This window comes from Leifsonia sp. L25 (assembly GCF_050632895.1).
This window is the reverse complement of record NZ_JBODRZ010000002.1, coordinates 157,799-173,994: the sequence shown is the minus strand read 5'-3', so window position 1 is coordinate 173,994 and position 16,196 is coordinate 157,799. Positions and strand designations below refer to the sequence as shown.

Annotated in this window: 17 protein-coding genes; 11 read left to right on the top strand and 6 right to left on the bottom strand. The window is 67.2% G+C overall.

Annotated features, from left to right (window positions below; all coding sequences use genetic code 11):
* Nucleotides 1–302: 302 nt before the first annotated feature.
* A complete protein-coding gene (locus ACRAWC_RS01595; protein ID WP_431346178.1) occupies nt 303–1,505 on the top strand; it encodes a hypothetical protein in 1,203 nt (400 codons plus the stop codon).
* A 78-nt stretch (nt 1,506–1,583) separates the two neighbouring features.
* On the opposite strand, the gene ACRAWC_RS01590 is transcribed toward ACRAWC_RS01595, so the two are convergent.
* Both ACRAWC_RS01590 and ACRAWC_RS01585 read right to left on the bottom strand, forming a co-directional pair.
* Complete coding sequence (locus tag ACRAWC_RS01590; protein ID WP_431346177.1) at nt 1,584–3,242, bottom strand: hypothetical protein; 1,659 nt, start codon at nt 3,240–3,242, stop codon at nt 1,584–1,586.
* Nucleotides 3,243–3,310: 68 nt separating this feature from the next.
* A complete protein-coding gene (locus tag ACRAWC_RS01585) occupies nt 3,311–4,534 on the bottom strand; it encodes an IS256 family transposase (protein ID WP_431346085.1) in 1,224 nt (407 codons plus the stop codon).
* Between the two features lie 716 nt (nt 4,535–5,250).
* Between ACRAWC_RS01585 and ACRAWC_RS01580 the strand changes: the two genes are divergently transcribed.
* From ACRAWC_RS01580 to ACRAWC_RS01555, 6 genes are all read left to right on the top strand, one after another.
* Nucleotides 5,251–6,003 (top strand): hypothetical protein, encoded by a 753-nt coding sequence (locus ACRAWC_RS01580; RefSeq protein WP_431346176.1) that lies wholly within the window; start codon nt 5,251–5,253, stop codon nt 6,001–6,003.
* Nucleotides 6,004–6,138: 135 nt separating this feature from the next.
* Complete coding sequence (locus tag ACRAWC_RS01575) at nt 6,139–7,041, top strand: hypothetical protein (protein ID WP_431346175.1); 903 nt, start codon at nt 6,139–6,141, stop codon at nt 7,039–7,041.
* Between the two features lie 45 nt (nt 7,042–7,086).
* A complete protein-coding gene (locus ACRAWC_RS01570) occupies nt 7,087–7,908 on the top strand; it encodes a hypothetical protein (protein WP_431346174.1) in 822 nt (273 codons plus the stop codon).
* A 105-nt stretch (nt 7,909–8,013) separates the two neighbouring features.
* The gene (locus tag ACRAWC_RS01565; RefSeq protein WP_431346173.1) at nt 8,014–8,379 is read left to right on the top strand and encodes a hypothetical protein; all 366 of its coding nucleotides are present in this window, start codon (nt 8,014–8,016) and stop codon (nt 8,377–8,379) included.
* A 59-nt stretch (nt 8,380–8,438) separates the two neighbouring features.
* On the top strand, nt 8,439–8,708 hold the full coding sequence (locus tag ACRAWC_RS01560; RefSeq protein WP_431346172.1) for a hypothetical protein: 270 nt from the start codon (nt 8,439–8,441) through the stop codon (nt 8,706–8,708).
* 708 nt (nt 8,709–9,416) lie between these two features.
* On the top strand, nt 9,417–9,980 hold the full coding sequence (locus ACRAWC_RS01555; RefSeq protein ID WP_431346171.1) for a hypothetical protein: 564 nt from the start codon (nt 9,417–9,419) through the stop codon (nt 9,978–9,980).
* A 235-nt stretch (nt 9,981–10,215) separates the two neighbouring features.
* Here ACRAWC_RS01555 and ACRAWC_RS01550 read toward each other — a convergent pair whose 3' ends face one another.
* The 4 genes from ACRAWC_RS01550 to istA form a co-directional block, all read right to left on the bottom strand.
* Entirely contained in the window at nt 10,216–10,533 is a 318-nt protein-coding gene (locus ACRAWC_RS01550) for a helix-turn-helix domain-containing protein (RefSeq protein WP_431346170.1), read from the bottom strand.
* Nucleotides 10,534–10,649: 116 nt separating this feature from the next.
* Nucleotides 10,650–11,639, bottom strand: a complete 990-nt coding sequence (locus ACRAWC_RS01545) for a hypothetical protein (protein WP_431346169.1) — start codon at nt 11,637–11,639, stop codon at nt 10,650–10,652.
* A 412-nt stretch (nt 11,640–12,051) separates the two neighbouring features.
* Nucleotides 12,052–12,852, bottom strand: coding sequence for an IS21-like element helper ATPase IstB (gene istB / locus ACRAWC_RS01540; protein ID WP_431346168.1), 801 nt, complete (start codon nt 12,850–12,852; stop codon nt 12,052–12,054).
* Nucleotides 12,852–14,060: an IS21 family transposase gene (gene istA / locus ACRAWC_RS01535; protein WP_431346167.1), complete on the bottom strand. Its 1,209-nt coding sequence runs from the start codon at nt 14,058–14,060 to the stop codon at nt 12,852–12,854. Before istA ends, istB begins: the two co-directional genes overlap by 1 nt.
* Before the next feature lie 330 nt (nt 14,061–14,390).
* On the opposite strand from istA, the gene ACRAWC_RS01530 reads away from it, so the two are divergent.
* The 4 genes from ACRAWC_RS01530 to ACRAWC_RS01515 all read left to right on the top strand — a co-directional run bounded on the left by ACRAWC_RS01530 (nt 14,391) and on the right by ACRAWC_RS01515 (nt 16,087).
* Nucleotides 14,391–14,768 carry a hypothetical protein gene (locus tag ACRAWC_RS01530; protein ID WP_431346166.1) on the top strand — a complete coding sequence of 126 codons (378 nt, stop codon included), beginning with the start codon at nt 14,391–14,393 and terminating at the stop codon, nt 14,766–14,768.
* Nucleotides 14,769–14,859: 91 nt separating this feature from the next.
* Nucleotides 14,860–15,348, top strand: a complete 489-nt coding sequence (locus ACRAWC_RS01525; RefSeq protein WP_431346165.1) for a hypothetical protein — start codon at nt 14,860–14,862, stop codon at nt 15,346–15,348.
* Nucleotides 15,345–15,689 (top strand): hypothetical protein, encoded by a 345-nt coding sequence (locus tag ACRAWC_RS01520; protein WP_431346164.1) that lies wholly within the window; start codon nt 15,345–15,347, stop codon nt 15,687–15,689. Before ACRAWC_RS01525 ends, ACRAWC_RS01520 begins: the two co-directional genes overlap by 4 nt.
* On the top strand, nt 15,686–16,087 hold the full coding sequence (locus tag ACRAWC_RS01515; protein ID WP_431346163.1) for a hypothetical protein: 402 nt from the start codon (nt 15,686–15,688) through the stop codon (nt 16,085–16,087). The genes ACRAWC_RS01520 and ACRAWC_RS01515 overlap by 4 nt, the downstream gene beginning before the upstream one ends.
* Nucleotides 16,088–16,196 lie beyond the last annotated feature (109 nt).

Genomic DNA, 16,196 nt, shown 5'->3' with positions numbered 1-16,196 from the left:
TCCCCCGATCGCTACAGTCAGGACGACGCTATCCGGACATCGCTCGGTCGGCTCAGTCCCAATTCCAGGGGCAGTAGTCGTCGGGGCGCCCCGACTCTCGCAGGGCCCGGCCGGATCACCGGACCGTAGCGGGCCGCACCCGACACGCGTATCGGGACGCACCGCCCGAACCGGTAACACCCCGCCAGCATGCCGTCGGTGTCGCGTACTCGTTCCGGGCGGAGCGACGAAGGAGCGGAGCCCGGACGGCACGTCGGCTCGAACCGTCGGCCGAACCCTCCAGAATGGTGGAGGAGGTGCGCATGGCTGAAGGGGACGCGGCGCAGGAGCCGGAGGACAGCGGCGGCGAGGAACTGGGCGTCGACTCGGCCGCTATGAAGCGGGTTGGCGAAGCGTACTCTCGACAGCCGGAGTTCGTGAAGCTCAGCGAGAGCATCACCAAGATGGCCAGCCGCAATCTGCTGATGGGGCTCACGGACACGAAACCTTGGTTCGACACGTCATTGACCGCCCATCTGAGCAACCAGATCGCCCTCGGCGCCATTGCACAGGAGAGCCTGCGGAAGATGCTCCCGGACCCCGGGTTGACCCAGGCGATCGTGAACGCGACTCAGCTCTCAAAGTCCACCAGTGCTATCTCGCAAGCGCTGCTGACATCGGGAGCGTTCGGCGCTCCGTCTGGATCCGTAATTGGCCAGGCAATGGGATTGAACCAGCCCGGCAGTGCGATCTACGAGGCGATGAGGGCTGCGCAGAAGATCAACGGCGCGTCGATCATCGCCCAGGCCGCGGCTTTCAATCAGCCCGGCGGCGCGATCTATGAGGCGATGAGGGCTGCGCAGAAGATCAACGGCGGGTCGATCATCGCGCAGGCAGTCGCGGAGATGGTCTCCCCCAGTCTGCAGAGCATGCTCACGCAAGTGATGCCCCAGGTTGGGTGGTCGGCGGGATCGCTCGCACGCGCGGCCGCGCTCGAGGCAGAGTTCACTAAGGCCAAGCCCTACCCCGGCATCGGCGCCGGGTTCGCGCTCCTGCACGAACGCATCGACACTTCCCCTCGCCTCGCCGCCGAAGTTATCGGGTTCGCCGAGACCGCGGCCGCCCCACCGAGCGGTGCCTTCAAGATTCGCGCGAAAGACCTCCATGAGCGGGCCATTCGCGTAGAGCAGGCGCTTGATGAGGACCCGCAGTTGCGGGACGACCTCGCGGGCCCGCTCGCGGACGTACAGATGGTGTCCGCCACCGATGACTTCGACGTGATCCGACTCGGTGCCCTCCTGAACGTCGTCCACCGCCGCGGTGCGGTCACGGGCATCGCCGTGGTCTCCGGTCTCACTATCTGCCTGGGAGCCTTCGTCATCGGTGCAGGCACCGGACAACCCGTGGAGGCTGCCGCGTGGGCGGGAGCATCACAGGGTCTGCCGGCGGGGGCGGTGATGTACGGGCTTCTGCGCCGCCTCCGGAGCGGCCGCAGCGAGAACGACGACGCGGGCGGACCCCTCTAGGAGATCCGCCCGCCGTACCCGGAGTTGCAAAGCCGCGGGAGCGCTCAGGCTACGGGCACCCGCTGACACGTGCCCGGGTTATGCCGCATACCAGTCGTCCTCCTCCTCGAACGAAGCCGCGGTGGATTCGGCGTCCACGGTCCACGGCAGGTTGACCAGCACGAAGTCCTTCATGTTCGAGTTGCGCTGGGTAAGCCGCCACTCGAGCTGCCCGCGGATGGTCGCCGCGATCTTCTCATTGACGAACAACGGCTGTGCGTGCTCGACCCACCACGGGTGGACCTTCTTCCACCACTTCTGGAACCGCTCGCGATCCCAGGATTCGTCCGGAAGCGCACCGAACCTGTCGCGGATGTCGGTGAAGAACGTCTCGTCCAATCGCTTCTCGAGCTTGCGTTGGGCGGCGCGGCCCCGGACGAACTCGTCCCGTTCAGCGGCGACCTGTTCCCGCTTCACCTTGGCGGTCTCCATCGCGTCGGCGTACACGTACGCAGCGAGCGTGGACTCCGACAGGGCACCGAGCTGCGGCTCAAGCGGTCCGCGCCCGATTCCCGGCAGTCCAGCCTTGGCGAACTCGGCGCCGACCTTCTTCCGCAGCCGGGCCCTGGTCGCTGCGGGCATCCCCAGATTGGGTTTCGCCGCTGCGGCCGCCAGTGCGAGCACAGAGGCGAACCAGCCACGGTAACCGTCCCAGGCGGCGACGCGGGTTCCGTCTGGTCCGGGCGTGCTCGCGTACGCCCATGTCAGGTGGCCGACCGACAGGATCAGCTCGGCGAGGGGGTCGGACGTGTCGCCGATGGCCAGCGCGGTGATCGTGTCGATGTAGGCGTCGCCGATCTCCAACTCCGTCCCCGGGCCGCGGCTACCGAGACGGTAGCGGTTTACCCCGCGGCTAGTCTTCCCTGCCTGGCGGAGGAAACCGAAGGTGGTCGCTTGCTTCAGCAGCGACCAGGTCGCCCGCTCCCCCAGGTTCAGTCGAGGTGCCAGGTACAACCGAGATGCGAGGGCGCTGTCGAACCCGGATTTGTCGGTGAGGATCTGGACGCCCAGCAGCGCGGTCAACGCCCGCACCTGAACATCCGCACGCGCCGACAGTGTCAGCTTCTTCGAGATCGGGTCGCCGATCGCCGCCGCGCGACCCGCCGCGACATCCGTATCCTTCGCTTCGACGAACGTCGCGCGCGCCGGCGCCGGGGAAAGGAGGAGGGAGAGGAGCGATGTCGCAACCTCGACACGTCGATTGGCGACAGCCGTCTTGTCCGAAGCTGACGGAGTGCCTTTCAGGTACTGGGACGCAGTCGTGACCGAGGACGCCCAACGGACCGAGTCATCAGCGATCCGACGAACAGGGTCATCGGCGTCGGTGACAGACAGGACCAGCCGTCGGACGGACGCCGCAGCCATCGTCGGAAGCAGGCCGCACAGAACAGCCAGCACGGTGTTGACCGGAGAACGGCTACGGTTGGCGGCCAGCAGACGACGAACAGCGGACTTCGGATCCTCCCGTTCCGGGCGAGGATCGGGGGCGGTGGTGAACGAAACGGGCATGGGGTGGTGGTCTCCTAACGACTCAGAGCTTTCAGAACATGCGGCCAGGCGAAGCCGGCCGGCCGCATGTTCGTGAAATGCGGCGAAAGGCAGGGAGGAGGACGCCGGGCCACGTGGAACGCCGGAGCGTGTGCAACCAAACAGGCCGCGAGCCGGGCGCGCAGCGCACGGGTTAGGGGATACGAGCAACCGCGCTCCGGTGGCGTCCCGTTGTGTGGTGGAGTTTCTCGACACCGTGCGGGATCAGCTGTTGGTGATTATGCCGCAGTGAGTTCGGGGATTGCCACCTCCTCGGTTTGAACGTCCAGGAGCTTCATGGAGTGTTCGCTGAAGTAGCGGCGGTCGGCGCCGTCCCATTCGTCGTGTTGCTCGATCAGGACGTGCCCGGCCAGGCGCAGCAGCGCGGCCGGGTTGGGGAAGGTGCCGACGACGTCGGTGCGGCGTTTGATCTCCTTGTTGACCCGCTCCAGCGGGTTCGTGGACCAGATCTGCCGCCAGTGCGCGACCGGGAACCCGGTGAAGGCGAGGAGGTCATCGCGGGCGTCCTCGAGCATGTCCGCGACCTTGGGATGCGAGCGGGCTAGCATCCGGGTGACCTCGCCGAACTGGGCGATCACATGCTCGGTGTCGGGTTGGGCGAAGATCGTGCGGATGATCGAGGCAACCATGGGACCGGCCGTCTTCGGGACGTTGGCGAGGACGTTGCGCATGAAGTGAACGCGGCAGCGCTGCCAGGCCGCGCCGGCGAACACCGTTTGGATGGCGGCGATCAGACCGGTGTGGGCGTCGGAGATCACCAACTTCACCCCACCCAGCCCGCGCGCTTTCAGGGAGCGCAGGAAGCTGGTCCAGAACGGTTGCGACTCCGTCTCGCCGACCTCGAACCCGAGGACCTCCCGGCGCCCGTCGGCGGCGACACCGACCGCGACCACGACCGCTTGGGACACCACCCGGCGGCCGACGCGGGCCTTGCAGTAGGTGGCATCCAGGAACACATACGGGTAGGTCGTGTCCGTCAGCGGCCGGTCGCGGAACGCCGCGACGTCCTCGTCCAGGTTCGCGCAGATCCGGGACACCTCCGATTTGGAGATCCCGGTGCCGGCGCCGAGCGCCTTGACCAGATCATCGACCTTCCGGGTCGAGACCCCGTGAACATAAGCCTCCATCACCACCGCGAACAGCGCTTGATCGACCCGGCGGCGCCGCTCCAACAGCGACGGGAAGAAGGAGCCTTGCCGCAGCTTGGGGATCTTCAACTCCAACTCGCCGGCGGTCGTGGTCAGAGCCCGGGGTCGGGTGCCGTTGCGCTGGGCCACCCGATCGCTGGTGCGTTCGAACGGGGCGGCGCCGATGAACGCGACAGCTTCCGCGTCGATCAATTCTTGGTACAGGGTTTCGGTCGCGACCCTAATCCGGTCGCTGACATCGGTGAGTTTGAGTTCCCCGAGCAGCTCGAGGAGGGCAGACTGGTCAAGAGCCATCGTGCGTTGTGTCCTTCCGTGAGATTCCTAGACAGTTCTCACTGACCATCGCACGATGGCTCACTGCGTCAACGACGTGACACTCAAGCCCAAGAACTACACCACCCCAAGGGACGCCACCCCGCGCTCACTTCGTTCGCGCGCGCCAGCGGCCCGCCAACGAATAGCCAGCGTTTCGAGGTCGCGCCGATGGCGCGGCCACGGTTCGGAGTCGGGGCGACTGCGCACCGTCAACGAAACGCCGCGGAGCAAGGCGGGGCGGACGCGTAGCGCAGACCGTATCGTTGCGCGCCGGGCGAGCGCCAGCGAGCCCGGTTCGGGGGCGTGTCGCTGAACGCATCGCGTGCGGGCCGTGGGCGGGCCGCGCTTCGCGCGGGCGCGGCCGAAGGCCGCCGTGACGGACGCGATCCGGAAGCGGGCCGGTGACGGGACGGGGGCGTCCCGCCGAGCGGAGCGAGGCGGGGTGGCGGCGTCGCGTACTCGTAGCGGGTACTCCGATGATCACCTTCACTTAAGAACCAACCCTCAGTTTCAGCACCTCTGGGGTTACTGCTTCACCCCTTCTTGGGTCTCTTTCAGTTCACCTGCGGGGCCGGCCGACTGGCCGGGGCGTCGGATGTCTGGGAGTGCGGGAGGGAACCTGGTGGGCCGACCACATCTCCGACGGGAGCTCGGAAGGTCTGAGCTTCGGTGTCTCTGGGAAGGGGACCCACCTCATGCCTACGTTCTCGAGCAAGACCGTCGAGTCGGTGCGCCAGACGCGCCGCATGGCGCGATGGGATCCGAACTCACCGTCCTTCGTCATCTTCAGCGCCGTGGTGATCCTCATCACCTTCGCGGGCCTGTTCTGCGTGTCCGCAGAGAGCGGCCTCTGGGTTACGCAGAAGGGTCAGCTGGACCTCGCGCCGGGTCTCGGCTGGTCAGTCATCATCGGCCTCGACGGAGCCCTTGCCGCGAACGCGCTGAGCCTCGCGGTACAACGCAGCCGCGGTCAGCGGGCTGTGCTGCCGAAGGTCATCATGGGCATGTCACTGGCGCTGTCCACCCTGCTGAACGTGATGAGGGCGCTGAGCCTCCACACCGCATCCGGGCCCTCCACCGTGGCGGTGTTGGCGGTCACCTGCATGACGCCGGTGCTGATCCTCGGCGCGATCGAGAGTGTGCTCACCGTCCTGGTCAAGCCGGCCGAGAACGCTGACACCGCCCGCGCGAAGCAGGACCTGGTGGACAAGGGCATCGTCACCTACGACGGCGGGAAGTCCCGCGCCGTCAAGGACGACATGGCCACGATCATCCGCTCCCTGGCCGCGGCCGAGCCGGAGCTCTCACGGGCGGCGATCGCCCGACGCACCGGCGCCTCCCCGACCCAGGTGAAGGCGGCGCTGGACGGACAGCAGAAGCCGGCCCGCGCGGCCGCCCTGGTGGCGCCACTGGACGCCGATGGTGTGCCGGCGGTCCCCGAGTACTGACCGGCGGTTCGCCTGCCTGCTGACGCCCGTCCTGCCGTTCTGGTGGGGCGGGCGTTCTGCTGCGGCAGGGGTGGCTGTTCGCCGACCACATCTCCTTCGGGAGCCAGGACAGACGGCTTCCAGGAGGGAGCGTCTGTGAACGCCAAGTACGAGAAGTCCAGCGCGATCATGGCGGAGGCTCACGTCGACGAGCTGCTGGAAGTACTGGCCGGGCTCGGCAACGGGACCGTCACTATCGACCTGGACGGCCGCACGCTGACCCTGACCGGGGAGCGGATCGTGAACCGGATCGGGCGCGCCACCTTCGCATGCATCACCGGCCCGTGGCGGGACTTCGTCAGCCGCGCCGGCTCCCCCATCCTCACCCCTGAGGAGGCGATCGCGGAGGCCGCCGCGCAGGTCTCCGACCACCTCACAAAGCTCCGCTTCGGGAGGGTGAAGACCACCGGCCAGGGGGTCCTGCGCAACGAGGCCGTCCGCGGCGCCTCGCGTGCCGCCCGGGCGATCGAAGCCCGCGCCAGCGACGTCGCCCTGGGTGCCGGACAGATCCAGAGGATGCAGGCGTTCGTCGCGGCCCGCGTCCTCCCCGCGCTCACCAAGCAGCTGGGCCGCACTCCCACCGATGACGAGCTACTGACCGCCGCGCAGACCGCTTGGGCGGCACAGCCCCAGGCTCAGAAGCGCCGGGCGCTGACCGCCCAGGACCTGCAGCCGCTGCGAACCGCGCGGACGACGAACGTCACGGACCATCCGGTCGACCACGAACGAACAACCCTCGAGGTCCTCCTCGACCGTCAGGCAGCCGCTGACGGCGACCACCGTGTCGCCGACCCCCTCGAGCTGCTGATCGAGCAGGAGGACGCGGCGGAGCGCCGAGAGGCTGCACGCGCCATCCTCGCGGCCCTGGACGACGAGACGCTGCAGATGGCGTTGGACGTGTTCGGCCGCGACGGCGAAGACATGACGCAACCGCCGCTCGCGCGCAAGAGGGTGCGCCGGCGCATGGCCGCACACCGACACCTGTTCGCCGCCGCGTGACTCAGCAAGGGGACAGGCGCTTTCCTCGCCGCATGTGTTCTTGGCATGAGGGAAACCACCGCCAAGGACCAGGCCAACGCCGCCGCCACCAACGAGCTGAAGGACGGGCTCGCCCGGGCCACCACCGCCAGCGAGCAGCGCGAGATCATCCGCGAGCTCAGCGGGATCCTGATCGGCATCGTCCGCGTCTGGAGCAGCAACTTCTACAAGTCTTTCGCCCAGACCATCGAAGCGGACGACCTGAACGGCATCGCTCACGTCGCCGTGTTCACAGAACTGAACGCCCTAGCCGGGAACCCGACCAAGCTGAACAACATCCGCGACCTCCTCGCCCACCTCCACACGGTCGCCTACCGCGAATGCCAGCACGCCTCCAACGAGAACGGGTTCGTCGACCGGCGCGACATGGCCTACATCGTCAAGGCCCGCCGCGAGTTCGAGGCCCGGGGCGTGAGCTACACCAACCACCAGGTCGCCGCGCTAGCCAACAGCTACAACAACGACAACGGCGGCCGCCAGCACCGCCGCACCCTCACTGCTGCTGACGTCCTGGGCATCGACGTTCGGCCCATCGAAGCGCTCGAAGACAACAACCCCTGGCACCCAGTGGCCGCCATCAGCGTCGAGAACGAGGTTCTCGCCCTGGAGCACTCCCGCCGCCTGGCCGCGCAGGCGCTCAACACGCTCACGGAGAACGAGCGGGGGCTGATCCTCTCCGTCCTGGTCGAGGGCCGATCCCGCGTGAAAGTCTGCGGAGAGTTCGGCTACACGACCCGCGAGGTCAGTGGCGTCATCGACGCCCTAGTTTCCCGGATGCGCAGCGCCCTGAACGGTCTCGACCTGCACGACCTCAGCTACGCCGCGTGAGCCGCGCGACACGTCCCAGGCGACCACCGCGTGGCGCCGCACCAGTCACTTGGGCGGCGCGGGCGCGGCGCGACTACGGTTACAGCCATGACCTCCAGATCATCGTTGAACGACGTGGTCGGACCATTCTTCGACCGTGCGGGCCTCCGCGCGTGGTTGGGGTGGACAGAGACACGACTCGAAGAGCTGGTCGCCGGCGCTCATGTGATCCAGCTGACCACCGCTGACGGGACGGAGGTCTTCCCGAGGTATCAGTTCGACGATCGCGGGACTCCTCTACCGCACCTGCCAGAGCTCTGGCCGCTCTTGGCCGGAGCCTACGGGCCGTGGTCAGCGGCAGCCTGGCTGAACGCCCCCGACCCAGACGGCTGCGGCAGAACCGCGGCGGACATCCTTCGCAACGGAGACGACGAGCAGGTCGCCGCAGTCATCCGCGAGGCCCGGCACGACGCCGGCCGGATGCGATTCTGACTGAACTACCAGGACCCGCAGCCAACCGGATACGATGCGGGTGAAGAAGGGGACCGACCATGACGACCGCGTTGACGTTCACCAACGTCGGTGCAGCCTGCGATGCGTTCGCCGCCGGCCGAATCTCCGAGGACGACTTCGTGACCGCCCTGGTCACCCTCCCCCACGTAGAGCAAGCACCCCCACCGGGCGGGTCCTGGTACGACGGGTATGCCGTCGTCCACGGCCCCGTCTACCAGCTCCTACACAAGGCCTACGACGGGGTCATCCCCGCGGATGTCTACCTGCACGCGGTCAACGAGATGCTGGACGCTGGCCATCAAGCGTGACTACCGGGCTCGTCGCACGCTCCTCGCCCGGTCCGCCAACGGTCCGCCCACCGTTGCGCTCTCGAATCGCAACGTGTGGCGTTGACGAGTCGCGCGCGGCGTGAAGCGCCGCTTCTTGCGCGCTCTCCGGATTACTAGACTCGGTGCAAGTGCCGGCGGCCTTTCTCCCCGGATTGCCGCCGCCGGCACCTCACTTGCTGCTCGCACGGTCCGGTGACGATCCGCACGCGTTTCGTGGCACGCAACGGCTGCGCTCCTCGCCCCGGCCCGCCGACGATCCGCCCACCGTCACGCCCTCGGATCGCCAACGGTCCCCGTCTCGCTGGCGCGGCGACTACGCGGCGGGGGGCGTTCCGCATGCGGCCGCACCGCCGACGGGATGCCGACGGTACGGAGCCGATCCGGCAACCACTCGGATCGTGGACGGTGCGGAGACCGGTTCGTGGACGGGCTGCAAGCGTGGACGCTGCGATGGCGGGCCGGTGGGCGACCCGGTCGCGGGCCGGCGGCGGGTTGGGCGAGCCGCCAGGCGAGCCCGGCGGGCAGCCGAGAGACGGCGTCCCCGGGAACGCTGGTTGTTGGTTCGCGCGTCTGTGACGGTGGAACGTCGTAGCCTTGCCCGGAGGGAGGTGTGCATGGCTGTCGAATGGTCGCCGAGCCAGCACGTGCGGCCTGTGGAGACAAGGCCCGGAGGAAGGACGCGAGCTGATGGCCGCACCCGCTGACCGCGAGGAGGCGTACACGGCGCTTCGGATCGCGACGAACCGGCTCGTCAGCGCGCTGCTAGACAGCGGAAACGGGGCGGGACTGGTTACCGACATCCGGGTGGCGCGGGCGTTCCAAGCGCGGCTCCCGGTCGGAGACCTGGAGGCCCTGCGCTCCGGCGTGACACAGCTGAATGCCGTAGCAGAACGCGTAGAGAACGGCGAGGTTGTCGATGTGAGCGCGGAACTTGGTTCGCCGGTCCCATTACCCGTCGACGTCGTCGTGGAGTACGACACCATGCGAGAGAGTGCCAGCCGGCTCGCTGGGTGGCTCGTTGCCGACGCCAGTACTGACGAACAGGCGGCCGCGGCCGCCAGGGAGATTTGGGACGCGGTCGGGGCCGTCGACCCGCGTGACGACGACGCCGTCCTGCTCGCACGGGAGCGTTTCGCGAAGCGGCTGCGGGACCTCGACGAGCCCGGCGCCGACGAGGCCATCGAGCAATGGCAGGCCAGCGAGATCGTGGCCGAGGCCGAAGTCCTCATCGACAAGCCCCGCGAGGCGTAGCCTCACCTCAGCAGCTACGGCCGTCCCTCCTTCGTCCGGTGCAACTCCGCCGCCCCGGACGTTCCTACACCTCAGTTCCATCTTCCGCGCATAGATGACTCGGCGGTGGGTGGATCACCGCCAACAAGCTGATACTGGCCACCCCCGGCTTCCGTGGGGGAATCCCCTGGGGTGGCCAGTACGGTGACAGGCAGCGACCAAGGCGAGCCGAACGTCTCGACGTGCTGCTGGGCCCTCAGAAGTCGTCATCGACCGGGGGTTCGGGGGTCCGCGCCACGCGACTCGGGAGCAGGTGCAACCTCTGCTCGAGGAGGCGCCGGGGTATGTCCAACCCGAATCGGCCGTCAACATCCCGCAGGTCTTCTCCGAAGACCGGCTGTCGTAGGACCGTAAGGCATTCGGCGATCGGGCCGAGGGCAACAGTGAGATCCCCCTTTTCGATTTTTCGCAGGGTGCCGACGGAGATGCCTACACGGGCGGCAAGTTCGGCCTGTGTCATCTTGCGCTCGCGGCGAGCCGCGCCGATTTGCAACCCGAGGAGCTCCCCGATCATCTCTGCTCGCTCAGAGTACGAGTGTGGCAATCGAGACACGCAACGATCCTCTCAAAGCTCAGTACACTGCGTTTCCGCACTGCAAGCGTCAGTGTAGCGCGTTGAGCCGACCTATCTCAGGATTCGTGCCCGGCTTCGGCGAGGGCGCGCGTAAGCTTCACCGCGAGTTCTGGCGGCATCTCTCCGCGCACAGCGGTGTTGTAGACGGCTCGGATAGGCCCGTGCGCGAATATCGCCTCGCCACTCCACCAGGCGTCGTCGGGCCACGGGATATGTGGCACGCTCGGCAGCTCGACCAGCTCGGCCTCAAGCTCAGCCTCGGTCAGACCACCTGCGGAGTGCTCTCTGAGTAGGGCGATCGCGGCCTGGTAGCTGGCGGGCTGGTGCTTCAGCCAGAGGTCGGTGCGGTCGGATGGGAACGTCGTGACGAGGAAGTGCAAGTGGTGGGTGAGCTGGCCGGTCCAGTAGGTGGCGATCGTCGAATCGAGGAACTCCATTTTGTCCTCAGCGGGGATGACGATGGCGTCGTAGCCGTGGGAGAGGAGACCGGCGTTCATCACCAGTCGCGCGGTGCGGCGGTTGGCGTCGAAGTAGAACTGCTCGTACGTGGCGAATGCCGCCCACGTGGTCGCCCGCAGGATCGGGTGTTCGAGCGCGAGGATCCGTTCGAGTCCGGCGTCGAGGACAGCCTGAGTGAGTCGCGCGTCGAGCGCGCGGAACTCTTTCCCACCACCAAGCTGGACGCGGGGTCCGTCGTATCGTTCACGCTGGTCGCCACGGAACGCATTCGACTTCAAACCGAAAGGCGCTGCCAGCACGTCGTGGACCTGATCCGATAGCTCCTTCGACGGATCAAGCACCTCCCCTGCCTCCACCCGGGCGATAACAAGGTCACGGGCCCGCTTCATGGCCGCCAGCTGAGCGGCATGCCCGAGCGGGAGCCCCGCCACGTGGCGGCCGGCGAGGAACGCGGCGACGTCGTCGCGGGATACGTCGAAACCCTCGATGGCTGCGTCCCCGTGAAGGTTGTCGAGCTCTGACTCCCGGAAGCGAGCGAGCGCGACCTCCACCCCGACAGGCTCGAAGAACCGGACCGAGTCGGTCAAGTCAACCCAGCCTGGTTCTGGGACGGCTTGTGCGTCCGCCGGCGGCGTTGGGTATTTCCGAAGTCGAGCCGCCCACGCACGCTTCCGGTCTGCTGGAACGTCTTCCCGGCCCACCATCTCTCGGCCCTCCCGTAGTCTGCAGCGTACCGACAGCCGCCGTCACCGCAGGACAGATGCGGCTCTTCGCTGGCTGCGGGCTAGTGCCCCGTACTGGGTGCGCGACGCTGTGGCATACCTCTGTAGTGTTGCCGCGGAGGAAAAGTTGCCTGAAGAACGCGCACGGCCACCGGCTGGTTGGTATCGGACCGCCGATGATCGCCGGACAGAGCGGTGGTTCGACGGAACAGATTTGTCGACGCCGCTCGGATTCTGGACGGTTTCGCCGGGTGAAAAGTGAACGGTTGCGGGCAGTCTAGTTCTCGGTGTCGGCGGTGGTGGTGCGGATGCTGGGGAGGCTGTCGATGCCTCGGCCGCGGAGTCGGTAGCTGGCGCCTTTGAGGGTGAGGACGTCGGCGTGGTGGACGATCCGGTCGATCATCGCAGCGGCGACGGCCTGGTCTCCGAAGACGCCGCCCCAACCGCTGAAGGGCAGGTTCGAGGTCAGGATCAGCGACGCGTGTTCATAGCGGCTGGAGACGAGTTGGAAGAACAGGTTCGCGGCGTCTTGCTCGATCGGGAGGTATCCGACTTCGTCGACGATGATCAGCCCGTATCGACGCAGCCGGGCCAGTTCCTGCGGCAGCCGGCCGGCGCGGTGGGCGTCGGTGAGGCGGGTGACCCAGTCGGTCGCGGTCGCGAACAGGACCCGGTGTCCGTGTCGGGCGGCGACGATCCCGAGCGCGGTCGCGAGGTGTGTTTTCCCGGTTCCGGGAGGGCCGAGAAGGACGACGTTCTGCGCTTCCAGGAGGAACCCGCCGGAGGCCAGTTGAGCGATCTGTTGTCGGGCGGTCGGTTGGGCGTCCCAGTCGAAGTCCTCCAGCGTTTTCCGGGCGGGGAATCCGGCGGCTTTGATCCGCAGCTCTGCTCCGGATGCGTTGCGGGCGGACACTTCGCGTTCCAGGACGGCGGCGAGGTAGTCCTCGAACGACCAGCCGGAGTCCCTGGCCTGGTCCGCGAGTCGGGCCGCGGCATCGGTGATCCGGGGTGCTTTCAACGCGGCGGCGAGATAGGTGATCTGTTTGACCGCCTCGGCCGGTGAGCTCGTTGGGGGCATCAGATAACCTCCCCGGTCAGCCCGAACGCCCGGTCATAGTCGGCCAGGTCCCGGTGCAGATCATCGACCGGCCGAACCGGTCTGGGTTGCTGGAACTGCTTGCGCAGCCGGGCTGCGACTTGAACATGAGCCGGATCGGTGACCGTGGTTCCCCGCGCCCAGAGACGGGCATGGTCAGCGACGAGACGGCCGCCGGCGCGCACTCGCACCCGTTCCAGGTCGGCGCTGACATCGACCAGGCGGCCGATCACGGACGGGTCGACGGAGTAGTCAGTGGTGTCCAACCGGACGTAATAGTCCCGACCGAGACGGACCTGGTTGCGCCAGCCCAGATGCAGCGGGATCGGCGGCAATGGCAGCATGGCCGCCTGATCCGCCGCCAGCCTCGAGATCGGTGACGCGTTCGTGGTCCGCACCACCCTGGCATTAGCTCGTGTCAGCCAGTCGGCGAACTGGGTATTGAAGTCCGCCGGGGAGGCGAAGCTGCGCCCGGGCATGAAGGAGGTCTCGAACCATCGGTTGCGGCGCTCGACGATGCCTTTGGACTCCGGGTCTCGCGGCGGCAGCAACACCAGCCTGGTCGCCAGAGTCCCCATGAACGCGCTCACCCCTTCCGCGCGCCGGGGTCCGCGGCCGATGCCGGGCTCGTTGTCCCAGATCAGTCGACGCGGGACCGCGCCCAGCTGCTGGATCAACTCCCACGACCCCAACAGCAGGTCCTCCGTCTTCCGGGTCGGGATCATCCGCCCGGTGACGAACCTCGAGAATGCGGCCGTGATCACCAACACCGGCAACAAGCACGCTGTCCCGTCCTCGAGCGGGATCTTCTTCGGCGGGAACCACAGATCGCACTGGGCGGCATCGCCTGGCTCCCAGACCAGCCGGTCGGCCGGATCGATCCGACGATGCTCCGGCCGCAGCCGCTTCACGTTCTGACGGAACCACGACATCGATCCCGGCCACTCCACCCGTTCCGCGATCACCGTCGCCGGCAGCTCCGGATCCTCCGCCAGCAACGCCCGCACCCGGGCCTGGAACGGATCGAACGAGGTCGGCGCAGCCCTGCGCTGATACGTCGGCGGCGAATCAGAACCCACCGCCTTCCACACCGTCGTGCGCGAGATCCCTAACCGGTCGGCTATCCGGGCCTTCGGAACACCCTCCGCAGCGAGCCTCCTGATCAGCGCCCAATCCTCCAAAGTGATCACTCTCCAATCGTTGAGTGTTCACTTTTCAAGCGTCGATACCGTTCAGAATTCGAGCGTCGTCAACAAGATTTTACGGACCTCGAACGTGCAATAAGACCGGGCTGGTCACGCAAGACCCTCTGGCTACTCATCGGAGGTTGCGCAGCGGCAGCACTTGTCATCGCAGCGATCCCGTTTGGTGTAACAGCCCTAGCGTCCGCGCCGGTATCTGCCACCACAAAGCGGGCAGCCCCAGCTGTACCATCCGTCGCCCCATCACCCGCAGCTTCCGTCTTGGCGCTTCCCTCCGGAAGCGCCACACCCACCGAAAATTCAAGCGCTGACGCGATCGTGTCTGACAGCGAGTCAGGCGCAGGTGATGGTGCCCCCGGAACTCCGCCCCCGCTCTTCGTCGAAGTCAGCAACGGCAACTGCTACAACCCGCAGGCATTCTGCGAGCTGTCCTTCAAGGTGACGAACACCACGGCGGCACGTTTCACCGCCACCGGCGAGCAGCTCGGCGTCGTCGGAGACAACGGGCAGACCTACATCGCAGGGTCGACGCGACCCGCCAGTTGCGACATCGCCCTGAACCCCAACTACTACACGAACTGCTACGGAGAATTCCACATCCCGTCCGGAGTAACGATCGACAGCGCCTTCATCAGCACCGATGCCACGCAGGCCCATGCTGACGGCGGGGGCAGCGCAAGCTACCGAATCCCATAGGGCACCCAGTTGGACCGTAAGTGCTTCACCCTTTTTGCTCGGAGCGGAGACGCCGGCAGCCGGCCGCCGCTATTTGTTCGAATTGAGGCTCATGCCACGTAAGTCGATCGCGGACCGTCTGCAGGCCGGGTTCGAGGTGGTGCCTTTGGAGAACGCGGAGACGCAGGCGCGTCGGGCGGCGTTTGAGGCACGACCGGGGGTGCGTCGGCTGCGGAAGTGGACGGCCATCATCTTGGCCGTATTCCTCGTGCTGCTTGGGATCTGGCTCGCCGTGGTCGGGATCGTGTGGAACAACTGGTGGAACACGAAGACCAGCTTGGTCTGCACCATCGACGACATGGACCACTACGGGGTCTACGGGAAGGTCGGCTACGACCACACGGTCTACGACGTGTACACGACCACCTGTGGTGACCTGGAAGTCACCCAGGGCGCTGGGAAGAACGACCGGGAGGCGATCGCGTTCGCGAAGTCGTTGCAGATCGGGTCCACCTACGAGATGGACGTCCGCGGTTGGGACGGGTGGATGGGTGAATCCCGCGCGATCGCGGGCGCACGGCTGATCGGCGGTGGGCAGTGAGCGGGCCAGCGGGCTTCCCGCTTCTGAACATTGTCTGGCTGGTTTTGGTGATGACGGCGATCCTCGTCTTCCGGCGACGCCTGGTGGCGTTCCTTCTCCGAAGGGCAGAGCCGCGCGAGGATGAAGCGGCTCAGCGGCGGGACATGACCGTTGGCGTCACGCTGGTCGCTGTGTTCGGCTACCTGCTCTGCTCGATCGTGACGGTGGCCGCGTTGGTGCCGGATCCCGCGCGGGCGTGGGCTTTCGGTCTTGGCGTGCCGGTCATCGTCGTCGTCAACCTCGTCTACTGGGTGCGGCTCTCCCGGGCCGGGCTCTCGGTCACGCGGTGGCTGCGACGATGACCGACGTGACGGCGAAGCGCGTCCACTGGTACCGTCGCAGCCCACCACCCGGCCTTCCCCGGTTCCCGAAGGTCGTCTGGTGGGCTGGCCACGCCCAGCTGTTCATCGGGGTCGCGGCGGCCGTCGTCGGCTTGGTCCTGCTGTTCGGGGGTGACGGGCCCTGGCAATGGGGTCTGCTCCTAGTCTCGACGGCGTTGCCGTTCGCCACCTCCGGGATGATGCTCCGCGCGCAAGGCCTTCGCCAGGCGACGCTCACGAGTCGGTCCTGGGCGGTACGGATCGCCGAGCTCGCGGCGGTGGTGCTCGGTGTCGCGGTGCTGTCGATCGTGTTCGTGATCGTCGACGTGTGGGTGCTGTTCTTTGCGTTCGGGTGGATCCTGAACTACGCGATGCACTAGGGCGTGGGGCCTCGCGCTCAGCGATGCCATCCGTAGCCATTCGACCGGGAGCGCTTTTCCCCTTGTCAACCAACCACGCCGCTCGCTGACGGGCGGCGACACGGCGCGC